Source organism: Chryseobacterium taiwanense (genome assembly GCF_000813825.1).
In the GTDB taxonomy this organism is placed as follows: domain Bacteria; phylum Bacteroidota; class Bacteroidia; order Flavobacteriales; family Weeksellaceae; genus Chryseobacterium; species Chryseobacterium taiwanense.
Map to the genome: position 1 here is coordinate 365,541 of NZ_JWTA01000001.1, position 24,496 is coordinate 390,036.

Here is a 24,496-nt window from a genome sequence, read left to right on the forward strand (position 1 = left end):
AAAGAGAGTATGATAATTTTAAATTGTCTCATTCTCAGATTTTCAAAGTAAAATTATGAACAACGTATACATTATAGACTATGTCAGAACTTCCATTTCAAAATTGCAGGGAGGATTATCGGAAGTAAGAGCAGATGATTTAGCATCAATTGTTATCAAAGAAGTAGTAGCGAGAAATCCAGAAGTTCCTGTTGAGGAAATTGAGGACGTTATTTTCGGATGTGCGAATCAAGCAGGTGAAGACAACAGAAACGTAGCAAGAATGGGACTTTTATTGGCTGGACTTCCATACAAAATCGGAGGAGAGACGGTAAACAGACTGTGTGCATCAGGAATGTCTGCTGTAGCCAATGCTTTCCGTTCGATTGCAGCGGGAGAAGGTGAGATTTATATTGCAGGTGGAGTAGAACACATGACACGTTCTCCATATGTAATGTCAAAACCAAGTGCAGCTTTCGGTAGAGACAGTCAGATGTTTGATACGACTTTCGGGTGGAGATTCATCAACCCGAAAATGAAAGAATTATACGGTGTTGACGGAATGGGAGATACTGCTGAAAACTTAGCAGATATGCACAACATCAGCCGTGAAGATCAGGATAAATTTGCGCTTTGGTCTCAGCAAAAAGCGACTAAAGCTCAGGAAAGTGGAAGATTGGCAGAAGAGATTGTAAAAGTGGAAATTCCACAAAGAAAAGGAGAACCGAAAATTTTCGATACAGACGAATTCATCAAACCGACTTCTTCCATGGAAGGATTGGGAAAACTTCGTCCTGCTTTCAGAAAAGAAGGAACGGTAACTGCCGGAAACGCCTCTGGAATGAATGACGGAGCAGCAGCACTTATTTTAGCAAGTGAAGAAGCTGTAAAAAAATATGGTTTAAAACCTAAAGCTAAGATTTTAGGATCATCTGTTGCCGGTGTTGAACCAAGAATTATGGGAATCGGACCTGTTGAAGCAACTCAGAAATTATTAAAAAGACTGAATCTTTCATTAGATGATATGGATATTATCGAATTGAACGAAGCATTTGCAGCTCAGGCTTTGGCAGTAACAAGAACATTAGGATTAAAAGATGATGATTCAAGAATTAATCCAAACGGAGGAGCTATTGCAATCGGTCACCCACTTGGAGTTTCCGGAGCAAGAATTGTAGGTTCCGCAGCCATAGAACTTCAGAAACAAGATAAAAAATATGCATTGTGTACCCTTTGTATCGGTGTCGGACAAGGTTATGCAATGGTAATTGAAAGAGTATAAATCAATTTGAAAATGGATTAATTTGAGAATTTGAAAATGTTTCAGGACACTATCAGTTTTCAAATTAGTTCATAAATTTAATGTTTAGCCTTTGCTAAGTGAAACGCCTTTGCGAACCAAGGTATAAACTTATTTATTAGAATAAATCTTTGAGGACTTTGCGTTAAAAAATAGACGTTTAAAATTAAATTTTCAAATTAACTCATTCTCAAATTTTCAAATTAAAATTATGAACATTTACTCATATCACGGAATTCGTCCCATCATCAAACCTTCTGCTTACGTTCATCCGCAAGCGGTGATTATCGGAAATGTGGAAATCGGTGAAGAAGTTTATATCGGTCCAAACGCGGTAATTCGTGGAGACTGGGGTAAAATTATCATTAAAGACGGTGCGAATGTTCAGGAAAACTGTACACTTCATGTTTTTCCGGGCATTGAAACTATTTTAGAAGAATCTGCTCACATCGGTCACGGAGCGATTATTCATTCCGGGCATATCGGAAAAAACTGTCTGGTTGGAATGAACTCGGTGGTGATGGATAAAGCGGTTATCGGTGATGAATGTATTATCGGAGCATTAGCTTTTGTTCCTGCCAATTTCAAATGTGAACCAAGAAAACTGATTGTTGGAAGTCCTGCAAAGATCATTCGTGATGTTTCCGATGAAATGATCAAATGGAAAACTGAAGGAACAAGGCTATATCAGGAATTGGCAAGAGAAGGAAAAGATGCTATTCTTCCGTGTGAACCCTTTACAGAGTATGTTCAGCAAATCCCAACCAAAATTGTTGATTATAGTATTTGGGATGATGTGAAGTAAACCAACAAATTAATTTGAAAATGATTAAAAGAATATTTAACGTTAAAAACTTTGTTCGGGCTACAGTGTTTGCAATAATTACTTTTTTGTTGTATTGGGTAACCGGATTTTTATTTAAGTCGGAAAGAGATTTGAATTTTAATTTAATGATGGCTTTATCGTTTTTCTTGATCAATTTCATTTTGGGTACAGAAGAGGTAACTTGGAAAGAACTTTTTTTCGGAAAGAGAAATAAGAAAAAAGTTAGTAATTAAATAAAGATTTTATATAAAAAGGAAATGATTAAGAAGCTGTTGATTTTTTGTACGATTCTCTTTACGTTTCAATCTATGGTTTTTGCCCAGACCGGAAATACAAAACCATTGACGATTGGAGAAATCAGAACCGTAAAGTCTAAAATTTTAAATGAAGACAGAACTTTAAACATCTATCTTCCGCAAAATTTTGACAAAAAGAAATCGTATCCGGTTATTTATCTCTTGGATGGAAGCATGAATGAAGATTTTATTCACGTTACAGGTTTGATCCAGTTCTTTAATCAAATGTATTCCATGCCGGAAACCATTGTAGTGGGAATTGCCAATGTGGACAGAAAAAGGGACTTCACTTTTCATACGGATCTAAAGGATTTACAAAAAGATTATCCGACAACAGGACATTCAGATAAGTTCATCGGTTTTTTAGAAAAAGAATTAAAACCTTATATCGAAAATCAGTTTAAAACAACCGATAGCTATCTATTCGGTCAATCATTAGGCGGACTTTTAGCGACTGAAATTTTGCTTAAAAAACCTGAAATGTTTAATAACTATTTTATCATCAGTCCGAGTTTGTGGTGGGATGATGAAAGCCTTTTAAAACAGGCTCCTCAATTATTAGCCAAAATTCCGGACACTAAGAAATTTATTTATGTTTCTGTCGGAAAGGGCGAACATCCGGTGATGGTAAAAGATGCAGAAGATTGGTATGATATTCTTAAAAAATCCAATAAGAAAAACTGGACGGTAGAATATAAAATGATGGAAACAGACAATCACGCAACGATTCTTCACAGAAGCTTGTATGAAGGTTTGGTAAAGTTGTTTCCATATCAGGAACCAAAAAATTAAAAATATAACAACATAAAAATGTATCATTTATGGCAATTTTGTGCTTGTCATTCTGAACAAAGTGAAGAATCTCATTCATAAACTGTTAAACAGATACATTATTAAAGTAAAAACTATATGGAAAAGTTAAAAAATTACATCTACGGTGAATGGGTAGAAGGAAACGGAAACGGAATTCCTTTGTACAACGCTGTAAATGGTGAACAGGTTGCTATTTCCGATACGGAAGGTCTGAATTTTGAGCAGGCTCTTGATTACGGAAGAACAATTGGTTACAAGAACCTTTCATCGATGACGTTCTACGACCGTGGAGAAATGTTAAAAAAAGTAGCCCTTTATTTATTAGAAAGAAAGAAAAAATATTACGATTTATCTTACAAAACAGGAGCAACTCATGTTGATTCTTGGGTAGATATTGAAGGAGGTTTTGGTACTTTCTTTACTTATTCCGGATTGGCAAAAAGAATGCTTCCAAATACTCCGTTTTGGGTAGATGGAGAAACTCAGAAGATTTCGGCTAACGGAACTTTCTTAGGAACTCATATTTTAACTCCGAGTGAAGGAGTTTCTGTACAGATTAACGCCTATAACTTTCCGGTTTGGGGAATGTTGGAGAAATTGTCAACATCGTTATTGGCAGGTGTTCCTTCGATCGTAAAGCCATCTCCATACGGTTCTTATTTAACGAACGCAGTGTTCCAGGATATGATCGAAAGTGGAATCCTTCCGGAAGGAGCGGTTCAGTTGGTTTGTGGTGAGCCTGGAAATATCTTGGATTATATTCAGGATGGAGACTCTGTATTATTCACAGGTTCTGCAACAACAGGGAGAAAATTAAAATCTTTACCATCAATTGCAGGAAACGCAGTTCGTTTCAACATGGAAGCAGATTCTTTGAACTGTTCAATACTTGGGCTGGATGCAAAACCGGGAACTCCTGAATTTGATTTATTCATCAAAGAAGTTCGTAACGAAATGACTACGAAAGCCGGACAAAAATGTACGGCGATCAGAAGAATTATCGTTCCTGAAAACTTAATCGGGGATGTTCAGAATGCTTTATCTAAAGCTTTAGACCAGACAAAAATCGGAAACCCGTTGAGCAGAGAAACAAGAATGGGTTCTTTGGTTGGAAAACAACAGTACGATGAAGTTCTAAGAAAAGTTAATTTATTAAAAGCTGAAACGGAATTGGTTTATGACGGACAGCACGAATTGGTAGATGCAAACTATGAAAATGGTGCATTTATGAGTCCGAAATTGTTCTTAAACGATGCTCCGTTTACTAAAAATATCTCTCACGATGTTGAAGCGTTCGGACCGGTTTCTACATTGATGCCTTACAAAGATGCGGAAGAAGCTGCAGCGTTGGCAAAAAGAGGAAAAGGAAGTTTGGTAGGATCTATCATCTCTCATGATGACAATTTCGTAGCAGAAACTTCTTGGAAAATGGCTTCTCAGCACGGAAGAATTTTCGTATTAAACAGAGATAATGCAAAAGAAAGTACAGGTCACGGTTCTCCTCTTCCTACTTTAATGCACGGTGGTCCCGGAAGAGCAGGAGGTGGTGAGGAAATGGGCGGTTTAGGCGGTCTTCATTTCTTCCTTCAAAAAACAGCGATTCAGGGTTCTCCGGATACATTGACGGCAATTACAAAAATCTATCAACAAGGAGCTGAGAAAAAATTCTCAGATAAACATCCTTTCCAGAAATACTTTGAAGACGTTGAGGTTGGTGATTCTTTAGAAACAGCAGGAAGAACGGTTACCGATGCAGATATCGTGAATTTCTCTAATGTTTCTTGGGATCATTTCTATGCACATACCGATGCAACAAGTTTAACGGGAACTATCTTTGATAAAACGGTTGCTCACGGATATTTTATCCTTTCGGCAGCGGCAGGATTGTTTGTTTCAGGTAAAAAAGGACCGGTTATCGCAAACTATGGATTAGAGAACTGTTCATTCTTCAAGCCTGTGTATGCGGGAGATACCATTACGGTTTATTTAACGGCAAAAGAAAAAATCAACAGAGGAGTGAAAGGAAGAAATATTCCTTCAGGTGTGGTAAAATGGTTGGTTGAAGTGGTAAACCAAAGAGATGAGGTAGTTTGTGTAGCAACAATTTTAACATTGGTGGCAAAACATTCTCCTTTCATTGATCTGAACTTAAAAAATATTCAAAAAACATTAAATGGCTTAACTGATTCTACTCAGCCAAGTTGGGGTAAAATGTCTCCTCAGCAAATGATTGAGCATTTAGAGCACGGAGTGTTGGTAAGCTTAGGTGAGCCTGAAGCAGACAAATGCTTTACTCCTGAAGAGCAGTTGGAAAAATGGCAGGATTCTCTTTACAATCACAGAAAAATGCCGAAAGATTTCCCGGCGCCGTTCTTGGCAGAAGATGAAAAGTTATTAGAGCTAAGACATAAAAATCTTGAAGCGGCAAAAATTTCTTTCATGGATAACCTGAAAAGATTCTCTATTTATTACAAAGAAAATCCACAGGCAGAACACATGAATTTTGTTTTCGGAAAATTAAATAAAGAAATGTGGGAACTGATGCATAAAAAGCATTTTACTCACCACTTCGAACAATTTGGATTGATTTAATTCAAAATATAAGAAATCCCTTTTAGACTTAGTTTAAAAGGGGTTTTTATTTAAAACTCTAATCTTTAATAAGATAAATTTTCTTAAAGCATTTGCAAGATGACTTTTAAGGAAAAAAAGCTTTATTAGGAAAATATAAAGCATGAGAATGTTAAAAAAAACGATATCTATTTCAAAAATAATATAGATATTTGATGAAGCTACTTTTTATAAATAAAATACTATGGAATTAAGGTTTTTCAAAGATTTTGACTTTACAAATTTTTGGAGTGAGTGCAGTTACTCATCAAAAGATTATATAGAAGATTTTCCAAGCGACGAAACAATTACAGAAGTTGAAAATAAATTGGGATACCAACTTCCGGGATCATATATCGAATTAATGAGAATACAAAATGGAGGATTAGTGAATAAACCATGTTTTCCTACCACAGAAAGTGTTTCATGGGCAGAAGATCATGTTGCCATTACGGGAATTATGGCGATTGGAAAAGAAAAAAAATATTCCGTGTGTGGCGAATTGGGAAGTCAGTTTATGATTGAGGAATGGGGATATCCTGCGGATGGTATTTATATTTGTGATTGTCCTTCAGCAGGGCACGATATGATTCTTTTGGATTATTCTGAATGCGGAAAAAATGGAGAACCTCAAGTGGTACATGTAGATCAGGAGAGTGATTTCAAAAAAACTTTTCTGGCAAAAGACTTCGAAACATTCATTAGAGGATTAAAGCAGGAAGAAGAATTTGACGGAGAGTAATATCCTACTCATATGAAAAATGAAACTTTTGCAGATAGGGTCATTGAGTTTAATAAAAACTTACACTATTCAGGATCGCTGCCGGAAGACTTTCAGGTGTTAAATCCATATCTGGACAATCCCGAAACAATGATCGTTATGCAAAAGTTTTATCATAAATATTATAACGATTCAGACAGAAGGAAATTTATTATCGGGATCAATCCAAGTCGTCATGGAGCAGGAGTTACCGGAGTTCCTTTTACTGATACCAAACGTCTGGAAAGTGTTTGTGGAATTAAAATGAAATCTGCGTATACTCATGAAGTTTCTTCGGTTTTTATGTACGATATGATTGAGGAATATGGAGGAGCACAGGAATTTTATAAAAATATCTATATCAACTCTCCCTTTCCTTTGGCCATTGTAAGAAAATCCAAAAACGGCTGGCTGAATGCCAATTATTACGATGACAAAGAGCTTTTTAAGGATGTCAAAGAATTTATGATCCAATCCTTAAAGAAACATATCAGTTTAAACCTGGATATATCAGAGGTTTTTGTTTTAGGAAAGAAAAATGCAGATTTTATTTCAAAATTAAATCAGGAAGCTCAACTTTTCGAAAAAATGACGGTGTTGGAACACCCAAGATATATTCAACAATATAAATCAAAAGAAAAACAACTCTATATTGATAAATATATTCTGGCTTTGAATAACACCTAAATCACCAAATACAATATTAATATGCCTTGGAATCCTGAAGTCTATAACCAGTTTAAAGATGTACGTTACCTTCCTTTCTTCGATTTGATGAAGCTTATCTCGCACGATGGGCTAAAAAAAGCCATTGACATCGGTTGTGGAACCGGAGAACAAACTCATATTCTTTCTGAAAAGTTTCCAAATGCAGAATTTCTAGGAATCGATTCCTCTGCGGAAATGTTGGCCAAATCTCAAGCATTTAAAAATGAATACTTAAGATTTGAACAAAAAACAGTTGAAGAACTCTATGATTCTAACGAGACATGGGATTTGATTTTCAGTAATGCCGCCTTGCAATGGTCGGATAATCATGAAAAGCTATTCCCAAAACTACTATCTTTATTAAGTGAAAACGGGCAGTTTGCCGTACAAATGCCGTTTCAGGCAGAAAACCTTCTCAATCAGATTCTATTTCAGCTTGCTTCAGAAGAACCTTATAGAACAGCACTTCAAGACTGGAACAGAGTTTCTCCTGTGCTAAATCTGGATGAATATTCAAAAATGATGTTTGAATATGGCTTGAAAGACCTTCAGATCTCTATCAGAGTGTACCCAATCATTGCTGAAGATGCTGAAAAACTTTTTCAGTTTATTTCCGGTTCAGCACTCATTCCATACCTGGAAAGGCTGGAAGGAAATAGTAAACAACAATTCATTGATGATTATAAAAAACGCATAGAAAAAAGATTTAAACAGTTTCCTGCTATTTATGCATTCAAGAGAATATTGCTGTACGGAAGAAAATAGAAACTCTGCATAAAAACAGCTCTTTTTGAACACTAAAAATGTTGCTTTAGTTTTCTCAAAAGCCCTTTATTTAGTATTTTTGTATAAATCAATAGATACTAAAAATGAGTGATTTTGTAACATCAGAAATTAAAAATAATATTGCCGAAATTACATTCGGAACTGCAAAAAGTAATTCTCTTCCCGGAGCAATTCTTGAAAAACTGGCTCAGACTATTCTTGACGAAGGCGCTAAAGCAGAGGTAAAAGCTATCCTTGTAAAAAGTGAAGGTGAAAAAGCGTTCTGTGCAGGAGCAAGCTTCGATGAGTTATTAGCTATTGAAGAACTGGAAGCTTCTACTCAATTTTTTGGAGGATTTGCTAAAGTATTGAACGCGATGAGAAATTGCGGGAAAATAGTTGTGGTAAGAGTTCAGGGGAAAACAACCGGTGGTGGAGTAGGTATTGCTTGTGGTGCAGACTATTGTTTTGCAACAAAAGACTCAGCTTTAGCATTAACAGAAATCAATTTAGGAATTGGGCCTTTCGTTATCGGTCCTTACGTAGAAAGAAAAATAGGAAAATCACAATTCTCAGCAATGGCAATCGATGCAGATTTCAGATCGGCAGCATGGGCAGAGCAACACAATATTTACCATTCTGTTTCTGAATCGATAGAAGAAATGGATGCTCAGCTTGAGAAATTTTTAAATACATTGTCTTCAAGAAGTGAAGAAGCACTAGCGTTAATTAAAAAAGTTTCCTGGGAAGGAACAGATCATTTTAATGAATTGATGCCTGCAAGAATTCATATGAGTGCAAGTCTTATTTTAGAAGATTCTGCTAAAAAGAATATTGAAGCAATCAAAGAAAGACTGAGAGCAAAGTAAGATTTTGTTTTTATAAATAAACTTGAAAAGCCGTTGAGATTTCAACGGCTTTTTTGATTCATAAAATGGGCTCATTTCATTATTTCAGTAGACCTATTTTTAAATCCTACAATTTATCAAATGATATTGGGTAATTTTTAAGACATTTTTCGTGTTATTTTCAGAAATTATAGGTAAAATGTTTGATGTTAAAATTTTTTCTTTCGATTTGGACTCATTAATTCATAGGTTATCTTATGCAAAAAATAAGGCTTTTTGAATTGTCCTGTAAATGTTATACTTATGATCTTCTTGATACTTGTTTTTACTTAAAATAAATCACGTTAAAATGATAAAATTGTTAATTTTTTACGGTTGTTTTCTGAAATAATGCTGTGTGTTTTTTGTGAATGAGGAATTGAGGTGGAAAAATGTATTTCCTTTGCGGTCATGAAAAGGTCACTGTTTTTTTTCTACTTTTTATTTTTCCAAATTTATTTTTCTCAGGTTGGTATCAAGACAACAAACCCATTAGGAGTATTTCATATCGATGGTAGTAAAGACAATTCTAATACCCCCACTGAAACCGAGGCGCTCAATGATTTTATCGTTGATAGCAACGGGAAGGTAGGGATAGGAAGTGTGAGTCCGCAAAATAAATTACAGATTGTAGGGAATACTATAGATTCTCCGGTTCAGATAGGACAAGCCTTGAATTTATCTTCTGCAAATAATAATCTTGAGCGACTTGCTATTGATGATCGGGGAAATGTAGGAATTAAAAGTAGTGTTGGTGTTATTGCAGGAATATTCACCATTCAGTCTGAAGTAAGAGGGCTGAATATGACAAGTGGCAGCTCCAATGTTAATATCCCATTTTCAGAAAGCGATATGGTATTTAATACCCTTTCTTCGGAAATCGGAGTTGATAATATTAGCGGAACAAAATATCATTATGTTTCAATACCTGCAACAGGATCCTATGAAATACAGGTCGTTGGAGCTTTTAATTGCTCTACATCCGGAATCTGGGGAATGAACCTGCAAATGAACAAAGGGATAGTTTCAGGAAATACGGTTACTTATTCAATAATCGAAACCAGAAGAATGGCATCTACATTTGTGGAGACTACCAATGCAATTCCCGGAAGTATCTATGGAATCTATGCTTTGAACGCAGGAGACAGACTGAATTTCAGATTAGCTGCAGGAAAGACTTATACCTCCAGTACAACTCCGGACTGTGGATCGGTAAATGTTTTTGGTGCCTCATCCGGAATAAAAATAATTATTACCAAGGTTGATTAATGTTAATGAACATTTTTTGAAATGAAAAATTTAAAATATTTATTTGTTTTTGTTCTTGCCCTGAGCAAGGCTCAAGTCGGAATTAATACTTCCAATCCTTTACAGACTTTTCATATAGATTCTAAAAAAAATACTTCAGCTTCAGGATCTGCAGTTAATAATACTGAAGATGATTTTGTTGTTACCGATCGAGGGAATGTAGGAATTGGGACAACCAATCCGAGTACAAAACTCCAAATTATAGGTGATGGAATTGATCATCCGGTAAATATTCAGAACATTAAAGTATTAAGTACCACAAGTTCTTTATTATACATTGACAATTCTGGAAATGTAGGGAAGTCTAGTGAAGTTGTTGTTGCTGCCACGACAAAAAACTTTGCTAAAAGTCTGAATATTTCAACTAAAAGTCCCGGAATGGCTTTAAATGTTGCAAGTAATAGAAACTTCATTCCCATTGTAGGAACTACTTCCGCGCCCGGAACAATCATTGTGAATTCATTGAATGTTACTCAAATTGCAAATGACAGTTCGGCAGGAGATTATATCACCATTCCTTCTTCCGGATTTTATAAAATTCAATTACAGGGAGCTTATCAGTGTGGTAAAAATTCAGCAAGCATAGCAAGTGAACTATATGCAATGGATATGGTGTTGTACAAAAAAACATCTTCCGGAAGCTCTTTTTCTGAAGTGGAAAAACAAAGACTAGTTTCGGGGCTGAATGATGAAACATCCTATAGCGCGAATTTCTTTACTATTGTAGAATTGAACAGTGGGGATAAAATTGCTTTTGCATTAGCTCCGGGTCTAAAAAGTGATAATACGGTAATCTCATCAAGCAATGTTACCAAATGTGGAGTAGGAACACCTACAGGAGCAAGTTATTATACGTTATTATCTGTTTCTCTTTTATAAAAATATAAGCGGTTGACTCAAGAAGAGGCAGCCGTTTTTTTTATTTTATTATTGAAATAAGTAATTTTGTTAGCTATTGATAATTTTATCCAAATACAACCTAATAGCTGAAATAATATGAAGAAAACAATATTCTTATTGGTTTTACTTTTGAGTCAAATTCAATATGCTCAAGCCCAAAAAATAGATTTTAAATGGGAAAAAGACTCTCTAAATGGAAAGTTAATTGAAAAGATCGCGATGAGTGTTCCATTTTTCATTGAAAATAAAGAATACAGGTTTCAATTTGATTTAGGTGCAAACACAACTTTAATTTATGATAAATGCTTTGAAAAAACTCAATTCATTAAAAATCGTAAAATTGATAAAAATTCAGAAGCAGCGGGACATCAAGTTTTTTCCATTGAAAATCAAAATATTAAAATTGGAGATTTTAAAAAGAATAATTATAAACTTTCTGGGCTGTTAAATTTTGATCAGGATGAAGCTTGCGGAGTTGTTGGAGCAGATATTTTCCAATATAAAATCCTTATCATTGATTTTCCTAACAACCAAATTTTAATTACTGACAAGCTTTCTAAGAAACAGATTGAAAAGGCAAATTTAATTGATATTAAAATCATTAATAACAAGCCTATAATTCCAGTGAAAATAGACGGACTAACATATCATTTTCAGTATGATAGTGGAGCAAGTATTTTTCCGGTGTTCACTTACTTGAAAAAGTTTGAAAAACTAATTAACAGTTCAAAAACGAAAGATAGCTTAAACATTAAAAACTTTAATAATCCTTTAATCGTTAAAGCTGTTGAAATTGACAAACAGGTTATGATTGGGGAGAATAAGTTTAATACAAGAGAACTATGGTATTCTGACAATGATCTTTTTGGATTAGAAAATGATCAAATTGACGGGATTATCGGAAATGTTTTTTTTCTTGACAAAAAGATCGTTATAGATTTTAAAAACAAGAAATTTGGAATCTTATAAACAACATTTAATAATTAGTTTAATCAATTTTTTCTTTGTCTAAAATCTATTCAAGTTTATAAAATAAAATATCCAAATTTTTATTTGGATATTTCTTTTTCTTTTTTAACTTTGTAATTCAAAGTTCTTTATATGGAATCAAAAAACTATCAGGAAGACTTATCTCATATCCGTTCTATGATGGAACGTTCTTCAAGATTTATTTCTTTGAGCGGACTATCGGGAGTATTTGCCGGATTGGCAGCTATTTTAGGAGCTATATATGTGTACTTTGCTTTTCAACGCGAAGGAATTGATTATTTTGCCGGACAGCGAAATGTTTTCAAAGCAGGTTTGGTAAATGAATTAATTATTACAGGGACTGTTATTCTTGCCGTAGCTCTTTTAAGTGGGTATGTTTTTACCGCTAATAAAAGCCGTAGAAAAGGGTTGAAAATTTGGGATGCTACCACTAAAAGACTTTTGATTACCTTTGCGGTCCCTTTAGTTTCGGGTGGAGTTTTCTGTTTGGGACTTTTGTATCACCACCTTTTTGTATTCATCGCTCCCGCAACGTTGATTTTTTATGGATTAGCATTGGTGAGTGCAGAACGATATACATTAACCGATGTTAAATATTTAGGATATTGCCAGATTGTATTAGGGCTGTTTTCTCTTTTCTTTCTTGGATGGGGATTGGTGACTTGGACAATAGGTTTTGGGGTACTTCATGTTGTGTATGGATTGATTATGCATAAGAAGTATAAGTGATGGATATTGCTGTTTTAATCAGTGTTTTAGTTTTAACCATAATTATTTATGCAATAGTTAGTAATTATTTTAAGACGAAAATTAAGAGCAATAAATATAGGATATTAGTAAGTATTATCATTTCGTCTTTTCTAGGAATAGTATTATATTTTATATCTGTAACGGCTACAATCTATTTTTTATTTAGAGAAAAATCTAGAGATTTTGAGCGAAAAAATTGGATTCTTTCTGGTGAAGATATGGAAAAAAGATTAAGCCGATATGAAATGATAGATGATTTGATTGATGAAAGAATATTAGATGGAAAAGATAGCCTACAAGTAAAAGAAATTATAGGTAATCCGGATTTAAGAAATAAAGAAAATAATAGTTGGGAGTATGATTCCGGAACAGGAGGGGGGGTGGGGTTCGTTGATCATTATTTGGAAGTATATTTTAAAAATGGAAAAGTATTTAAGGTTATTCATAAACGCATACAGGATTAATTAAAATGATCAAGATAAATCAGCTCAACAAAGAATTTGAAAGTCGTGTAAGATTAGGCATTATGTCTGTTCTTATGGTAAACGATTGGGTTGATTTTTCGGAAATGAAAAGCCTTCTAGAGATTACAGACGGTAATTTGGCGAGCCATAGCAGTGCATTGGAAAAGTCTAATTATATAGAAGTAAAAAAAGAATTTGTAGGTAAAAAGCCGAAGACGTCTTATAGGGTAACACAATCCGGAAGATTAGCATTTACCGAACATCTAAATGCACTGGAAAAATTATTGGGTAGATAAGAATAAATTTTTTTTGAATTTAAACTTTGTATTTCAAAGTACTTTTAAATTTTAATATTATGAAAACACTAAAACAAACAAACATTCTGATTTTCGCTGTCCCTGCATTATTGTTGGCAGTGGCTTTTTTCTGCAATCTTTTTGTAGAAGGTTTCAATTGGTCTTTACCGGATTTTATCATCGCAGGAGCTTTACTTTTTGGAACAGCATTCGTCATTAATTGGGTAGTTAATTCTAAAAAAACGGTTATTGCTAAACTGATCATTTGCGGAGTGATTCTATTGGTGTTGATTTTAATATGGGTTGAACTGGCCGTGGGAATTTTCGGGAGCCCGTTTGCAGGAAGTTAATTTAAGAGAGCAATGACTAGAAAAGATTTCTTGAAAAAGCTTTTGAAAGTTTCAGTTATTGGAGCATTTCCGGTACTATATTCTTGGCAGATAGAACCGTTTTGGGTAGAATTTGTCCAGAGAAAACTTCCGATAAAAAATTTACCGGAAGAGTTGAATGGAAAAGTTTTGATGCAGATTTCAGATCTTCATGTGGGGGACCGATTTGATTATCATTTTTTGATAGAATCATTTCAGAAGGCCAAACAATTTACTCCTGATTTTGTAGTGTACACGGGAGACTATGTAAATCATGGAAGTAGCGAAGATCATGAAAAACTGAAGAAAGTGATGAGTAATGCCGTCATGGGAAAACTAGGAACTTTTGGAATTCTTGGAAATCATGATTACGGAAAGAAGTGGAGAGATCTAGGATCATCAAAAACGATTTGTCAGATTCTGGAAAACAGCGGTGTTTCAATGCTAAACAATCAGCAGCAGGAATCTCACGGACTTACTATTATAGGTTTCGATGATCTATGGTCTCCCAACTTTGATCCAATGAGTGTAATGAAAGATTATGATGCTTCAAAAGCAAATCTTGTTCTTTGTCATAATCCGGATGTTTGTGATAAAGACATCTGGAATGGGTATCAAGGCTGGATTTTAAGTGGACATACCCATGGAGGACAATGCAGAATTCCCGGAGTCATTACCCCTATTCTTCCGGTAGAAAACAGAAAGTATGTCTCCAGTGAAATTGACCTTGAAGACGGAAGAATGTTATATATCAATCGTGCATTGGGACATTCTTTTCAGGTAAGGTTTATGGTGCGTCCAGAAATAACGGTTTTTACTTTAACTAAAGCTTAAAATTTTTATATGAAAAATGAATCTATAATTTATTTCGCGAAATCAGTTTTTGGACTTTTTCTCGCACTCGGAAATATTTGTTTATTCGGATATCTTTTGTCAAAAAATGACGATTTTGCTATTGGTGGATTTTTTCTTTTAGTTTTTGGAACAGTAATTAATCTTTTGCTCATTATTGCTCTTGTAATCTATGGTGCAATCAAGAAAGATCAATTTGAATATTGTATGAAGGCTATTTTTATTCTTCTTATTAATATTCCTATTGCCATTATTTATGCTGTGATAGGTATTAATTTAAATTGATCGTAACCATGTTCACAAATTCAAATTTATCTGAGTCACAAATTAGAGATTGGTGGAGCGAAAGAAGATTGTATTATAATGTAGGGTTAATTGTATCAGGAATTGTAGCGTTTATTGTTTACCTGATTTTAGGCGTTATACTGATCATGCCTTATGATGATGATTTTGAAATTACATTATTTACAATTGTTTTTCAAGGAATGGGTTATGTATTTATGATGTTGTTTGCTAATTTATTTTATTCATTCGGAGTTCGTACTGATTTGAATTTAAATAAAGGAAACTCTATGAAGTTTAGAAAAGCGCTTTTCAATTTTGGTTTTCGCTTTTCAATAGCATTACCTTTTTTAGCTCCTACAATGCTCCTCATTACATACTATTTGAAATTTTACTAAAACACATAAACTATGAAAAAACTACGGGTCAAATTCTTACTCTTCATTTACAATAAAACACAAAAACTCTATAGAACTTATTTTAAAAAGAAAAAAAGACAATGGCAGTTTAATGAGAAACAATTGCTGGAGTTTCATAAAGACTCTTTAGGCAGAAAGTTGGGCGAGTTTTATAAGAAACATGGCTTTTCAATGATTCCAAAGATGGAAAATCACGATGTTCATCATTTGATAACCGGTATGGGAACTCAGTTTGAAGAAGAAATTGCGATACAGTATCTTCTGTTAGGAAACGGAAAGCTCAATGCTCATCTTTTAGCTGCTATTGTACTGGGAACCATTATTCTTCCTGAATATACCGGAATGTATATCAAAGCTTACCGAAAAGGACAAAATATGAGAGCGTTTCATCATTTGGATTTTGAAGAACTTCTTTGGCAGAACTTTGAACATCTTCAGGATTTTTTCAGACAAAAAGAAACTCCAGTACTTTATTAATTTCAACTTTATTAAAACTTTCCATATGAAAACATATCATCTTATTCTTTTAACAACCGTTCTTTTCGTAGTTATTTTTTACGGTGAAACGATGGGAGTCAATCTCGGGATTCTCGGAATTATCTATGCTTTGCTCACGTTATTGGCAACCCCGAAAAAAAATAAAACCCAAACGTTTTATATTCTGTTTGCTACTTCTGTTGTATCCAGTTTGGCATTTGCATGGTTCCGTGATTTTCCTTCTCTTTTAGCAGTAGGAACCTCCCTTTTATTTTTAGGTCTTAAATCAAAAACAAGAAAGCTGAAATCTCTATTTATTGTTCCGGTTTTCGTGACGAATTTCTTTACTTTCTTTTGTCGTTTTTTCAGTTTTGAGAAATGGCTTCCGAAATTCAATACTTCAGGAATGCTGCAAAAGACCATAGCAATCATTCTGATTCCCTCCATTTTTATCATCGTGTTCTTCTGTATCTACACCTATGGAAGCGATCATTTTGCCACTCTTTTCGAAAATATTGAATTTGACTTTAATTTCCTTGATTTCTTCGGACTTGCTATTTTAGGATTCTTTATAGCCTTCAATTTCTGGAATTTTTCTGTAGAACGATTTATTTATAAGCAAAATCATTATTTGAATAATACGTTTTCAGCTCAGCAAAGATCTCAGAAAGCATCTTTTAGTTTTATGACATTTGATCTGGAAAGAACCAGCGGAATCATCACATTTCTGGTTTTGAACGTAATGCTTTTATTCTTTATTATTACGTACAATTACGAACAGTTTTATGAAATCCCGAAAACACCTTCACAACTTTCAGACGAAACCCATGAAAGAGTAATTGCCGTTATTTTCAGTATTGTTATGGCCATCGCAGTTATTATGTTTTATTTCAAAGGAGCTTTTAATTTTGATAAAAATGCCGGAATATTAAAAACATTAGCTAAAATCTGGGTGGTTCTGAATGCTGTTTTAATCTTTTCTGCCATTGCTAAAAACACAGAATATGTTCAGCAGTTAGGATTGACATATAAAAGACTGGGTGTCTATGCATTTTTAATTGTGAGTATTATTGGATTAGTGATTACGTTCATCAAAATCCAGATGCAAAAGACCAATGCTTTTCTCTTCAATCAGATGTTGTGGTATTTCTATGGAATGATTTTGGTTTGCAGTTATTTCAATTGGGGCAGAATGGCAACACAATATAATATCAGAAATCACAAAGGGAATTTTGAATTCCTGCATTCTCTGAATTATAATGATGAGATTTTAGAACAGGCTTTTCCGAAGGAGATGAAGACAAAAATTAATTATGACAGGGTGGAAAGCGACAAAACAACATTCCTGTCCAAAATTTTATACTACGAATCCATTAAAAAATAACATATGAAAAAGCTGCTATTCATCATCCCACTTGTATTATTCTCTTGCAAGAAGGAAGTAAACACAACAGAAATAAAAATTTCTGATTCTGTAACTTCAAAAGAAGTTCCTCTAAACAAAGTAGATTCTACAATAAATAAAGAAGAAACAAAAATTGCGGATACCATAACTACAGGAGACAATAGCATTACCGCTGAAGAAAAAGGGAGAGTATTGGTAAAAACAATTGAAGGAAACCATTTTCCGATGGTGATACAAGAAGAATTCACGAAAGAACAAGATAAACTTATTCTTAAAATTTCAAACTATTCAAAACCTCAGTTTAAAGCGAAAATTATTACGACTCAAAATGATTTCAATATAAGAATTAACCAAATAAAACTTCCGGACGGAAATATGGATGGTCCTTTTGGAAGAGAGATTACTTATGATATTCCTGAAAAAGGAGAAGTTTGGCTCATTATCGGGAAAAACAATATGGCAGACGGTAAAATTACCGGAACCTTTTCTGTAAAAATAGAATAGATTTGGTATAATTTATGCAAGTGAAACTGTAAATAAGTTATTATGAAAAATATATTTTCAACAGCTATAATTGCTTCTGTAGCTTTGGTAAGTTGCGGAACAGTACAGTCTCTTGTTCAAAATACATTTCCGTATACAGCAAATGTGCTGGTTTCTACGGGAGTACCTGCCAATAAAGAAGTTTCTTCCACTGCAACAGCAACCAATGTTCAGACTTGGTTTGGAGGGAATAACAATGCGAAAATAAAAGATGTCAGAATCTCTGACGCAAAAATATCAGTGGTGACTCCTTCCGGAGGAAATCTTGGAGATTTTAAATCGGTAAAAGTATATATTTCATCGAGCGGAACCGGAGAAAAATTGGTGGCATCAAGATCAGATATTAGTACAGGTTCATCAAGTTTAAATCTTGATTTAAATGATACGGGTTTCTTAGATGAGGTGGTAAAAAGTACAGGTCTTACTGTAAGAACGGTTTATGAATTGAAAAATCAGACAAGTTCTGATATGAATATAAAAGTAGCTCTCAATTTCAGCAGTGTACCTGCGAAATAATTTTTGTAAAAGAAGCGGCCTTTCAATTTTTTGAAAGGCCGCTTTTTATTTTAGTGGAAGATCTTATTTAAAATCTACCAATTCGATATCGAAAATAAGTGTGGCTCCAGGAGGAATTACCCCACCTGCTCCAGAATCTCCGTAAGCTAAATCTGAAGGAATATAAAATCTGTATTTTGCTCCTTTAGTCATCAACTGAATACCTTCTGTCCAACCTTTGATTACACTAGAAAGACCCATCTCCATCGGTTGCCCTCCGTGATTATCTGTACTGTCAAATACAGTTCCGTCCATCAATTTTCCTGTGTACTTTACATTGGCAGTGCTTGAAGCAGTAGGTTTTGTTTTACCGTCTCCGGCTTGCAGAACTTCATATTGTAAACCACTTGCAGTAGTTGTTATCTTTTTATTTAACTTGTTTTTAGCTGAGAATTCTGCTCCTTTTTTCTTGTTTTCTCCAGCTTTTACTTGTGCTTCAGCTTGCTTTTTTTCATTTTGCTTCTGCATAAAACCTTGTAAAAAAGTACCCATTTCTTCCTTTGGGAACAATTTTGCTTTATCTGAAAACTCATCTTTTAAAGCTTGCGCCATCAAATCCGGATCTACAGTGAATCCTTGTCTTTTCATATTCTGAGCAATATCAAGACCTATATAATAAGACGCTTTTTGTTCATCAGTATAAGACTTCTGAGCGAAAGAAATACCAAATCCGGCAAGAAGAGCTACAGTAGCTAACGTTTTTTTCATTTTTGAGATAAATTATATTTTGTTGTAAAATTAGGCTTTTGTAACGGAATCCATCACAATAGTAACGGGACCGTCATTAATTAAAGAAACTTTCATATCTGCTCCGAAAATTCCGCTTTCCGTTTTGAGTCCTGATTTTGAAATCTGTTCCTTAAAATAATCAAAAAGAGGAATCGCTTTATCAGGCTTTGCAGCTTTAATGAAAGAAGGGCGGTTTCCTTTTTTATAATCAGCGATTAAAGTAAACTGGCTTATGCAAAGAATTTCGCCTTTAATGTCTTGTACGGAAAGATTCAGCTTGTCATTTTCATCCCCAAAAATTCTAAGATTTAAAATTTTCTGAACCAGCCAGTCTGCATCCGTTTTCTCATCATTCTCATCTATTCCTACTAAAAGCATGAATCCTTTTCCAATTTCACCAACAACTTTTCCGTCCACTTTTACACTCGATTCGGAAACTCTCTGTACAACAACTTTCATACTAATAATAAATGTTTAAAATATTCGTTGAAGGATCATAGTTGTAAGTATACGTTTTAGGAGGAAGCCCGGTAATCTGATTGGCAGGCTGCCCCGTAAGAAGAATCCATTTGGCATCGTCTTTAGGACAAATAATGCTGATATCATCTTTTACCTCCAAAGTTGTGTTGGTATCTGGACAAAGATGAGGTGCATTTCGGTCGTATATTTTAAAAGAAGAACCGGAAGTTCTTACAGCGATTAATCCTCTTGTTCCGGATTGCTGTTCGTTGATGTAAATCCATCCTCCGGTGTTGTTAAGATTATAGTATGCGGGAAGATTCAGGTTTAATGTAACGTTGATTGGGTTGCTCGGAAAACAACTCACGGTATCCTGTGTTCTTCCACAAGAGTTTAATGATAAATTACTGATTATCAGTATTTTTAAAATAAATAGGATTGAAAAAGTTTTTTTCATTTCAATTTAAATTTTTATATATTTGTAAAAATTAAACGATTATTACACGAAAACATTGTCCGGCAAATGTCGGATTATTTTTTTATACTAAAACTAAATTTTGAAAATTATGGCAAGCTATGTTACAAAGGAGGGATTAGACAAAATGAAAGCTGAGCTAGAACAGTTGGAAACTATAGAGAGACCTAAGATTACTCAGCAGATTGCAGAAGCCAGAGACAAAGGAGATTTGTCAGAAAATGCAGAATATGACGCGGCTAAAGAAGCGCAAGGTATGCTTGAAATGAGGATTTCCAAACTAAAAGACGTAATTTCTACTTCTAAAATTATAGATGAAAGCCAATTAGATACTTCTAAAGTTTCAATTTTGACAACGGTGAAGCTTAAAAATAATGGCACAAAACAAGAACAGGTATTTAAGTTGGTTCCGGATAACGAAAGTGATCTGAAATCGGGAAAAATTTCTGTAAATACACCTATCGCTAAAGGTTTATTAGGTAAAGTGGTAGGAGAAACGGCTGAAATTACTTTGCCGAACGGAAACAAACTGTCTTTCGAAGTATTAGAAATCACTCTGTAAGAAATTAAATCCTTAGAAAAAATGAGCACAATATTCACGAAAATAATTAACGGAGAAATACCGGCTTATAAAATTGCTGAAGATGAAAACTTTGTTGCATTTTTAGATGCAATGCCTTTGGTAAAAGGACATACTTTGGTAGTTCCTAAAAAAGAGGTTGATTTGATTTTTGATCTCGATAGTGAAGAATATAAAAATCTTTGGGGGTTTGCTCAGGAAGTGGCTAAGAAAGTAAAAAATGCAATTCCTTGTATAAGAGTAGGAGTTGCTGTGGTGGGACTTGAAGTTCCTCATGCACATATTCATTTGATACCATTAAATAAAATGGAGGATATGAATTTCAGAAATGAAAGACTGAAATTATCTGTAGAAGAATATACAGAAATTCAAAATTCAATTATTAATTCTTAACAAATAAATGAGATCGTAAAAAAGCAATTTTTTACGATTTTCTTTAATAATATACATTTATATATAATGAACTCAAATCAATGTTCATTCTGCGGCAGAAAAAGAAATGAAGTACATATGCTGATTTCCGGGCAGAATGGTTTTATTTGTGAAAACTGTATCGAGCAAGCACATTCAATTGTAAAAGACGGTGCTTCGAAAACGGGATATTCTCCTGCAGAAGACATCAGTGAACTGAAAAAGCCTAAAGAAATTAAAGGATTTTTAGATCAGTATGTCATCGGGCAGGATCAAGCCAAAAAACAACTTTCTATTGCGGTGTATAATCACTACAAGAGATTGCTTCATGCTAAAGATGAAAACAGAGAAGTTGAGCTTGAAAAATCGAACATCATCATGATCGGTGAAACAGGAACTGGGAAAACCTTACTGGCAAAAACCATTGCCCGTGAGCTGAATGTTCCGTTTTGTATTGTAGATGCAACCATTCTTACAGAAGCAGGATATGTTGGGGAAGATGTAGAAAGCATTTTGTCTAGGCTCTTAATGGTGGCAGATTACGATGTTGAAAAAGCAGAAAAAGGAATTGTATTTATAGATGAGATTGATAAAATTGCCAGAAAATCTGATAATCCAAGTATCACGAGAGATGTTTCCGGAGAAGGAGTTCAGCAAGGTTTATTGAAATTGTTGGAAGGAAGTATTGTTAACGTTCCGCCACAAGGAGGAAGAAAACACCCGGATCAAAAATATATTCAGGTGAATACTCAGAATATTTTATTTATTGCAGGAGGAGCTTTCGACGGTATTAAAGAAATTATTGAGCGAAGAATGAACAAACAGGCGATTGGTTTCAGCTCAGAAAAAATAAATAAAGTAGATGAGAATGAATATGTATTAAGAAATATTAATGCAATAGATTTAAGATCTTTCGGATTAATTCCTGAACTTTTAGGAAGATTTCCGATCATTACTTATCTGGAGAAGCTGACCAAAGAAACCATGGTGAGAATCATGAAAGAACCTAAGAATTCTATTGTGAACCAATTTGTTGAACTTTTCAAAATGGATGGTATTCAGCTGACGTTTACAGATGAAGCAATTGAAAAAATCGTAGAAGAGACTATGGAAAAAGGATTGGGAGCAAGAGGACTTAGAGGAACAACGGAGAAAGTCCTTGAAGATTATATGTTTGATATAGGAGAACAAAACGAAATCGTATTAACTGCTGATAATATTTTGGTAACTAAATGATTTTTATAGTTTTTTGTTAAAAAAAATTATATATTTGCATAGAGTATTTTATTATATTAACACATAAAAATATTATACAATGAAAAAAAATTTATTAACTATAGCACTTTTGGCCACGATGTGTTCTGTTCAGGCGCAGCTACTACACGTCGACAATACGGCAAATGTTTACGTAAGTGAAGGTACTTTGGTCTATAGTGGAGGTGGTGTACAAACGAAAGGAACAGGAGTCGTTGAAAACCACGGAAACTTCATGATTCAAGGAACAACAACTGATGTTTTCAGAAATTTGGATGCATCAGGTACTGAAATTACTACAGGAAATGCAGGTGGGTCTTTTGTTAATAAACTTAACCAACCTACTGCTTACGCTTCTGTAAATACAAATTCATCTTCAGCAACTCCGGTTTATACGTATGGTCAGTTATATATATCTGGATTACCTCAAACTGCAATTACAGGAGTAGTTAATCAAGAATATAGAGGCGTTGACCACGGAGACTATCAGCAAATGGGTATGCCTTTCTACGGAAAGACAGTTGCTTCTTTAAATGCTAATAGTGGTGCTGAACTAGGAAAAACCTTTACTACAACAAGAGGTTCCAAAAACGAAATTCTTTATTGGGATAATACCAATGTGTATTTCCCAAATCTGCCTTCAGGACTGAATACCACAATGGGAGTTGATATAAATCCTTACGCTTATTATATTATGGGTGGTAATGGATTAGATGTATCTAATAACACCCGTACTATGGTAGGAAGACCGGTTTCTGATGCTAATATGACAGTTTCTTTGGCAAATGCCGGAGCAAACGTTAACTTCGGAACAGGAGGTAATGGTATAAACCCAGTTAACGAAAAGTATTATACTTATCTTCAAGATGGCTTCAGTGCATCGGCTGGTGTTTGGACAGGGAACTTTGGTAAAAATATTTATCAGTTCGGTAACCCGTTCATGACTAACTTAGATTTAAGTAATCTTGGTGTTAATCAAGTAAACTCTGACGGTAACTTTTTAAGTAATATCTACGGAGTTAGATTAGAATATCAAGGAGTACAATATTCAACCGGTGGAGGAGGTGGAGCTTCTGCTTATAAATTCATCACTTTTGGTGGAGGAGCTTTAGCAGGAGATGTTGACTATGCTATGATTAGACCTTACGGAACATTTGTTGTTAAATTGAATGACAATGTTACACAGCCTAATTTAAACTTAGCAAACCTTCGTAGATTCAACTACTATTCTAGAAATGCTGCTACAACTCCATATTCTGTAAGTGCTAATAAAAATGGCGCAAGCGGTTCATTGAAGCAATTAGGAGTAATTGGTTTGGACGCTAACGGAAAAGAGGTAGCAAGAACATATTATATTGTATCTCCAACTACTATTTCTGGACACTCATCTACAGTTAAAGCACAGGTAATTACATCAAGTAGCTCTTTAGGAACTTTTGAAGAAGATCCAGTAAACGGAGGGTATGACTTGAATAATGTTAATTATTGGATGTATATTAACGAAGCGAATGAGGTTAACTTTAAAGGAAAGAATATCAAGTTGGTAAATTATGATCCAACAATTGTTTCTTATAAATTTGAAATTAGAGAAAATGCAGCATTAGTTGCAAATGGAACACATCTTCTTTCAGCGGGAGAAGGGTTCTACTATAAAAAATCTACTGATGCTAACGTAACAGCAGCTACTCAGGGGGCTACGGTTACTGCAATCGGTACTACAAACGGAGTAGAGTACGACTTATACTATGGAGTTCCTAATTCTGGAACATTGGCAACTTCAGAAACGACTAAGTCTGTAAAAACAATGGTTATTTATAATCCTGATAAAGACGGATATTTCGTAAGATTTGATCCTTCATGGAAAACAGCAGAGATTAACGTGTTTGATATGAGCGGCAAATTGGTCTTCTCTCAAAAAGGAGTGAATGCAAAAGGAGACTTTGATTTAAATTTAGATAAGAAAGTTAAAGTAGCTTATATTGTAAACGCGGTATCTGAAAAAGGTGAAAGAGTAACCTCAAAAATTGTTAGATAA

The 24,496-nt window shown here is 34.4% G+C and carries 29 protein-coding genes; 26 read left to right on the forward strand and 3 right to left on the reverse strand.

What is annotated here, in order from left to right; translation table 11 throughout:
• Nucleotides 1–55 precede the first annotated feature (55 nt).
• The 22 genes from pcaF to RM51_RS01815 all read left to right on the forward strand — a co-directional run bounded on the left by pcaF (nucleotide 56) and on the right by RM51_RS01815 (nucleotide 18,514).
• Nucleotides 56–1,261, forward strand: a complete 1,206-nt coding sequence (gene pcaF / locus RM51_RS01705) for a 3-oxoadipyl-CoA thiolase (RefSeq protein ID WP_039364430.1) — start codon at nucleotides 56–58, stop codon at nucleotides 1,259–1,261.
• Nucleotides 1,262–1,490: 229 nt separating this feature from the next.
• A complete protein-coding gene (locus RM51_RS01710) occupies nucleotides 1,491–2,084 on the forward strand; it encodes an acyltransferase (protein WP_039364432.1) in 594 nt (197 codons plus the stop codon).
• Nucleotides 2,085–2,362: 278 nt separating this feature from the next.
• Nucleotides 2,363–3,193 carry an alpha/beta hydrolase gene (locus tag RM51_RS01720; RefSeq protein WP_039364436.1) on the forward strand — a complete coding sequence of 277 codons (831 nt, stop codon included), beginning with the start codon at nucleotides 2,363–2,365 and terminating at the stop codon, nucleotides 3,191–3,193.
• 117 nt (nucleotides 3,194–3,310) lie between these two features.
• Complete coding sequence (gene paaZ, locus RM51_RS01725; RefSeq protein ID WP_039364437.1) at nucleotides 3,311–5,806, forward strand: phenylacetic acid degradation bifunctional protein PaaZ; 2,496 nt, start codon at nucleotides 3,311–3,313, stop codon at nucleotides 5,804–5,806.
• Between the two features lie 223 nt (nucleotides 5,807–6,029).
• The gene (locus RM51_RS01730; RefSeq protein WP_039364439.1) at nucleotides 6,030–6,566 is read left to right on the forward strand and encodes an SMI1/KNR4 family protein; all 537 of its coding nucleotides are present in this window, start codon (nucleotides 6,030–6,032) and stop codon (nucleotides 6,564–6,566) included.
• 12 nt (nucleotides 6,567–6,578) lie between these two features.
• The gene (locus RM51_RS01735; RefSeq protein WP_039364442.1) at nucleotides 6,579–7,271 is read left to right on the forward strand and encodes an SMUG2 DNA glycosylase family protein; all 693 of its coding nucleotides are present in this window, start codon (nucleotides 6,579–6,581) and stop codon (nucleotides 7,269–7,271) included.
• Nucleotides 7,272–7,292: 21 nt separating this feature from the next.
• Nucleotides 7,293–8,057 carry a methyltransferase domain-containing protein gene (locus RM51_RS01740; protein ID WP_039364443.1) on the forward strand — a complete coding sequence of 255 codons (765 nt, stop codon included), beginning with the start codon at nucleotides 7,293–7,295 and terminating at the stop codon, nucleotides 8,055–8,057.
• Nucleotides 8,058–8,161: 104 nt separating this feature from the next.
• Nucleotides 8,162–8,926 carry an enoyl-CoA hydratase/isomerase family protein gene (locus tag RM51_RS01745; RefSeq protein ID WP_039364445.1) on the forward strand — a complete coding sequence of 255 codons (765 nt, stop codon included), beginning with the start codon at nucleotides 8,162–8,164 and terminating at the stop codon, nucleotides 8,924–8,926.
• Between the two features lie 429 nt (nucleotides 8,927–9,355).
• Nucleotides 9,356–10,213, forward strand: coding sequence for a hypothetical protein (locus tag RM51_RS01750; RefSeq protein WP_039364447.1), 858 nt, complete (start codon nucleotides 9,356–9,358; stop codon nucleotides 10,211–10,213).
• A gap of 21 nt (nucleotides 10,214–10,234) precedes the next feature.
• Nucleotides 10,235–11,131 (forward strand): hypothetical protein, encoded by an 897-nt coding sequence (locus tag RM51_RS01755; RefSeq protein WP_039364448.1) that lies wholly within the window; start codon nucleotides 10,235–10,237, stop codon nucleotides 11,129–11,131.
• 117 nt (nucleotides 11,132–11,248) lie between these two features.
• Nucleotides 11,249–12,121, forward strand: coding sequence for a hypothetical protein (locus tag RM51_RS01760; RefSeq protein WP_039364450.1), 873 nt, complete (start codon nucleotides 11,249–11,251; stop codon nucleotides 12,119–12,121).
• 132 nt (nucleotides 12,122–12,253) lie between these two features.
• Nucleotides 12,254–12,871 carry a hypothetical protein gene (locus tag RM51_RS01765; RefSeq protein ID WP_039364457.1) on the forward strand — a complete coding sequence of 206 codons (618 nt, stop codon included), beginning with the start codon at nucleotides 12,254–12,256 and terminating at the stop codon, nucleotides 12,869–12,871.
• Nucleotides 12,871–13,356, forward strand: coding sequence for a hypothetical protein (locus tag RM51_RS01770; protein WP_039364458.1), 486 nt, complete (start codon nucleotides 12,871–12,873; stop codon nucleotides 13,354–13,356). Before RM51_RS01765 ends, RM51_RS01770 begins: the two co-directional genes overlap by 1 nt.
• 5 nt (nucleotides 13,357–13,361) lie before the next feature.
• Nucleotides 13,362–13,652: a winged helix-turn-helix domain-containing protein gene (locus tag RM51_RS01775; protein WP_039364459.1), complete on the forward strand. Its 291-nt coding sequence runs from the start codon at nucleotides 13,362–13,364 to the stop codon at nucleotides 13,650–13,652.
• Between the two features lie 59 nt (nucleotides 13,653–13,711).
• On the forward strand, nucleotides 13,712–14,002 hold the full coding sequence (locus RM51_RS01780; RefSeq protein WP_039364460.1) for a hypothetical protein: 291 nt from the start codon (nucleotides 13,712–13,714) through the stop codon (nucleotides 14,000–14,002).
• Between the two features lie 12 nt (nucleotides 14,003–14,014).
• Nucleotides 14,015–14,854: a metallophosphoesterase gene (locus RM51_RS01785; RefSeq protein WP_039364461.1), complete on the forward strand. Its 840-nt coding sequence runs from the start codon at nucleotides 14,015–14,017 to the stop codon at nucleotides 14,852–14,854.
• Nucleotides 14,855–14,863: 9 nt separating this feature from the next.
• Nucleotides 14,864–15,157, forward strand: coding sequence for a hypothetical protein (locus RM51_RS01790; RefSeq protein ID WP_039364462.1), 294 nt, complete (start codon nucleotides 14,864–14,866; stop codon nucleotides 15,155–15,157).
• 8 nt (nucleotides 15,158–15,165) lie between these two features.
• Nucleotides 15,166–15,552 (forward strand): hypothetical protein, encoded by a 387-nt coding sequence (locus RM51_RS01795; RefSeq protein WP_039364463.1) that lies wholly within the window; start codon nucleotides 15,166–15,168, stop codon nucleotides 15,550–15,552.
• Between the two features lie 12 nt (nucleotides 15,553–15,564).
• Nucleotides 15,565–16,050: a Coq4 family protein gene (locus RM51_RS01800; RefSeq protein WP_039364464.1), complete on the forward strand. Its 486-nt coding sequence runs from the start codon at nucleotides 15,565–15,567 to the stop codon at nucleotides 16,048–16,050.
• A 25-nt stretch (nucleotides 16,051–16,075) separates the two neighbouring features.
• Nucleotides 16,076–17,434, forward strand: coding sequence for a DUF4153 domain-containing protein (locus RM51_RS01805; protein WP_039364465.1), 1,359 nt, complete (start codon nucleotides 16,076–16,078; stop codon nucleotides 17,432–17,434).
• A gap of 3 nt (nucleotides 17,435–17,437) precedes the next feature.
• Nucleotides 17,438–17,959: a hypothetical protein gene (locus tag RM51_RS01810; protein ID WP_039364466.1), complete on the forward strand. Its 522-nt coding sequence runs from the start codon at nucleotides 17,438–17,440 to the stop codon at nucleotides 17,957–17,959.
• 42 nt (nucleotides 17,960–18,001) lie between these two features.
• Nucleotides 18,002–18,514 (forward strand): hypothetical protein, encoded by a 513-nt coding sequence (locus RM51_RS01815; protein WP_039364467.1) that lies wholly within the window; start codon nucleotides 18,002–18,004, stop codon nucleotides 18,512–18,514.
• A gap of 63 nt (nucleotides 18,515–18,577) precedes the next feature.
• Here the strand turns inward: RM51_RS01815 and RM51_RS01820 are convergent, their stop codons facing one another.
• Genes RM51_RS01820 through RM51_RS01830 form a run of 3 tightly spaced genes read right to left on the reverse strand, consistent with a single transcriptional unit; the run spans nucleotide 18,578 to nucleotide 20,198 of the window.
• Nucleotides 18,578–19,261 (reverse strand): FKBP-type peptidyl-prolyl cis-trans isomerase, encoded by a 684-nt coding sequence (locus RM51_RS01820; protein ID WP_039364469.1) that lies wholly within the window; start codon nucleotides 19,259–19,261, stop codon nucleotides 18,578–18,580.
• A 30-nt stretch (nucleotides 19,262–19,291) separates the two neighbouring features.
• Nucleotides 19,292–19,741 carry a D-aminoacyl-tRNA deacylase gene (dtd, locus tag RM51_RS01825; protein ID WP_039364472.1) on the reverse strand — a complete coding sequence of 150 codons (450 nt, stop codon included), beginning with the start codon at nucleotides 19,739–19,741 and terminating at the stop codon, nucleotides 19,292–19,294.
• Nucleotide 19,742: 1 nt separating this feature from the next.
• Nucleotides 19,743–20,198: a hypothetical protein gene (locus RM51_RS01830; RefSeq protein ID WP_039364475.1), complete on the reverse strand. Its 456-nt coding sequence runs from the start codon at nucleotides 20,196–20,198 to the stop codon at nucleotides 19,743–19,745.
• A 109-nt stretch (nucleotides 20,199–20,307) separates the two neighbouring features.
• Between RM51_RS01830 and greA the strand changes: the two genes are divergently transcribed.
• The 4 genes from greA (at nucleotide 20,308) to RM51_RS18970 (ending at nucleotide 24,496) form a co-directional block, all read left to right on the forward strand.
• Entirely contained in the window at nucleotides 20,308–20,778 is a 471-nt protein-coding gene (greA, locus tag RM51_RS01835) for a transcription elongation factor GreA (RefSeq protein WP_039364477.1), read from the forward strand.
• A 21-nt stretch (nucleotides 20,779–20,799) separates the two neighbouring features.
• The gene (locus RM51_RS01840) at nucleotides 20,800–21,189 is read left to right on the forward strand and encodes an HIT family protein (RefSeq protein ID WP_039364478.1); all 390 of its coding nucleotides are present in this window, start codon (nucleotides 20,800–20,802) and stop codon (nucleotides 21,187–21,189) included.
• A 66-nt stretch (nucleotides 21,190–21,255) separates the two neighbouring features.
• Nucleotides 21,256–22,443, forward strand: a complete 1,188-nt coding sequence (gene clpX, locus RM51_RS01845; RefSeq protein ID WP_039364480.1) for an ATP-dependent Clp protease ATP-binding subunit ClpX — start codon at nucleotides 21,256–21,258, stop codon at nucleotides 22,441–22,443.
• 79 nt (nucleotides 22,444–22,522) lie between these two features.
• Entirely contained in the window at nucleotides 22,523–24,496 is a 1,974-nt protein-coding gene (locus tag RM51_RS18970; protein WP_052248348.1) for a T9SS type A sorting domain-containing protein, read from the forward strand.

Coding starts and splice junctions, on each gene's coding strand:
- pcaF (WP_039364430.1), top strand. CDS start 56: ATGAACAACGTATACATTATAGACTATGTCAGAACTTCCATTTCAAAA.
- RM51_RS01710 (WP_039364432.1), top strand. CDS start 1,491: ATGAACATTTACTCATATCACGGAATTCGTCCCATCATCAAACCTTCT.
- RM51_RS01720 (WP_039364436.1), top strand. CDS start 2,363: ATGATTAAGAAGCTGTTGATTTTTTGTACGATTCTCTTTACGTTTCAA.
- paaZ (WP_039364437.1), top strand. CDS start 3,311: ATGGAAAAGTTAAAAAATTACATCTACGGTGAATGGGTAGAAGGAAAC.
- RM51_RS01730 (WP_039364439.1), top strand. CDS start 6,030: ATGGAATTAAGGTTTTTCAAAGATTTTGACTTTACAAATTTTTGGAGT.
- RM51_RS01735 (WP_039364442.1), top strand. CDS start 6,579: ATGAAAAATGAAACTTTTGCAGATAGGGTCATTGAGTTTAATAAAAAC.
- RM51_RS01740 (WP_039364443.1), top strand. CDS start 7,293: ATGCCTTGGAATCCTGAAGTCTATAACCAGTTTAAAGATGTACGTTAC.
- RM51_RS01745 (WP_039364445.1), top strand. CDS start 8,162: ATGAGTGATTTTGTAACATCAGAAATTAAAAATAATATTGCCGAAATT.
- RM51_RS01750 (WP_039364447.1), top strand. CDS start 9,356: ATGAAAAGGTCACTGTTTTTTTTCTACTTTTTATTTTTCCAAATTTAT.
- RM51_RS01755 (WP_039364448.1), top strand. CDS start 10,235: ATGAAAAATTTAAAATATTTATTTGTTTTTGTTCTTGCCCTGAGCAAG.
- RM51_RS01760 (WP_039364450.1), top strand. CDS start 11,249: ATGAAGAAAACAATATTCTTATTGGTTTTACTTTTGAGTCAAATTCAA.
- RM51_RS01765 (WP_039364457.1), top strand. CDS start 12,254: ATGGAATCAAAAAACTATCAGGAAGACTTATCTCATATCCGTTCTATG.
- RM51_RS01770 (WP_039364458.1), top strand. CDS start 12,871: ATGGATATTGCTGTTTTAATCAGTGTTTTAGTTTTAACCATAATTATT.
- RM51_RS01775 (WP_039364459.1), top strand. CDS start 13,362: ATGATCAAGATAAATCAGCTCAACAAAGAATTTGAAAGTCGTGTAAGA.
- RM51_RS01780 (WP_039364460.1), top strand. CDS start 13,712: ATGAAAACACTAAAACAAACAAACATTCTGATTTTCGCTGTCCCTGCA.
- RM51_RS01785 (WP_039364461.1), top strand. CDS start 14,015: ATGACTAGAAAAGATTTCTTGAAAAAGCTTTTGAAAGTTTCAGTTATT.
- RM51_RS01790 (WP_039364462.1), top strand. CDS start 14,864: ATGAAAAATGAATCTATAATTTATTTCGCGAAATCAGTTTTTGGACTT.
- RM51_RS01795 (WP_039364463.1), top strand. CDS start 15,166: ATGTTCACAAATTCAAATTTATCTGAGTCACAAATTAGAGATTGGTGG.
- RM51_RS01800 (WP_039364464.1), top strand. CDS start 15,565: ATGAAAAAACTACGGGTCAAATTCTTACTCTTCATTTACAATAAAACA.
- RM51_RS01805 (WP_039364465.1), top strand. CDS start 16,076: ATGAAAACATATCATCTTATTCTTTTAACAACCGTTCTTTTCGTAGTT.
- RM51_RS01810 (WP_039364466.1), top strand. CDS start 17,438: ATGAAAAAGCTGCTATTCATCATCCCACTTGTATTATTCTCTTGCAAG.
- RM51_RS01815 (WP_039364467.1), top strand. CDS start 18,002: ATGAAAAATATATTTTCAACAGCTATAATTGCTTCTGTAGCTTTGGTA.
- RM51_RS01820 (WP_039364469.1), bottom strand. CDS start 19,261: ATGAAAAAAACGTTAGCTACTGTAGCTCTTCTTGCCGGATTTGGTATT.
- dtd (WP_039364472.1), bottom strand. CDS start 19,741: ATGAAAGTTGTTGTACAGAGAGTTTCCGAATCGAGTGTAAAAGTGGAC.
- RM51_RS01830 (WP_039364475.1), bottom strand. CDS start 20,198: ATGAAAAAAACTTTTTCAATCCTATTTATTTTAAAAATACTGATAATC.
- greA (WP_039364477.1), top strand. CDS start 20,308: ATGGCAAGCTATGTTACAAAGGAGGGATTAGACAAAATGAAAGCTGAG.
- RM51_RS01840 (WP_039364478.1), top strand. CDS start 20,800: ATGAGCACAATATTCACGAAAATAATTAACGGAGAAATACCGGCTTAT.
- clpX (WP_039364480.1), top strand. CDS start 21,256: ATGAACTCAAATCAATGTTCATTCTGCGGCAGAAAAAGAAATGAAGTA.
- RM51_RS18970 (WP_052248348.1), top strand. CDS start 22,523: ATGAAAAAAAATTTATTAACTATAGCACTTTTGGCCACGATGTGTTCT.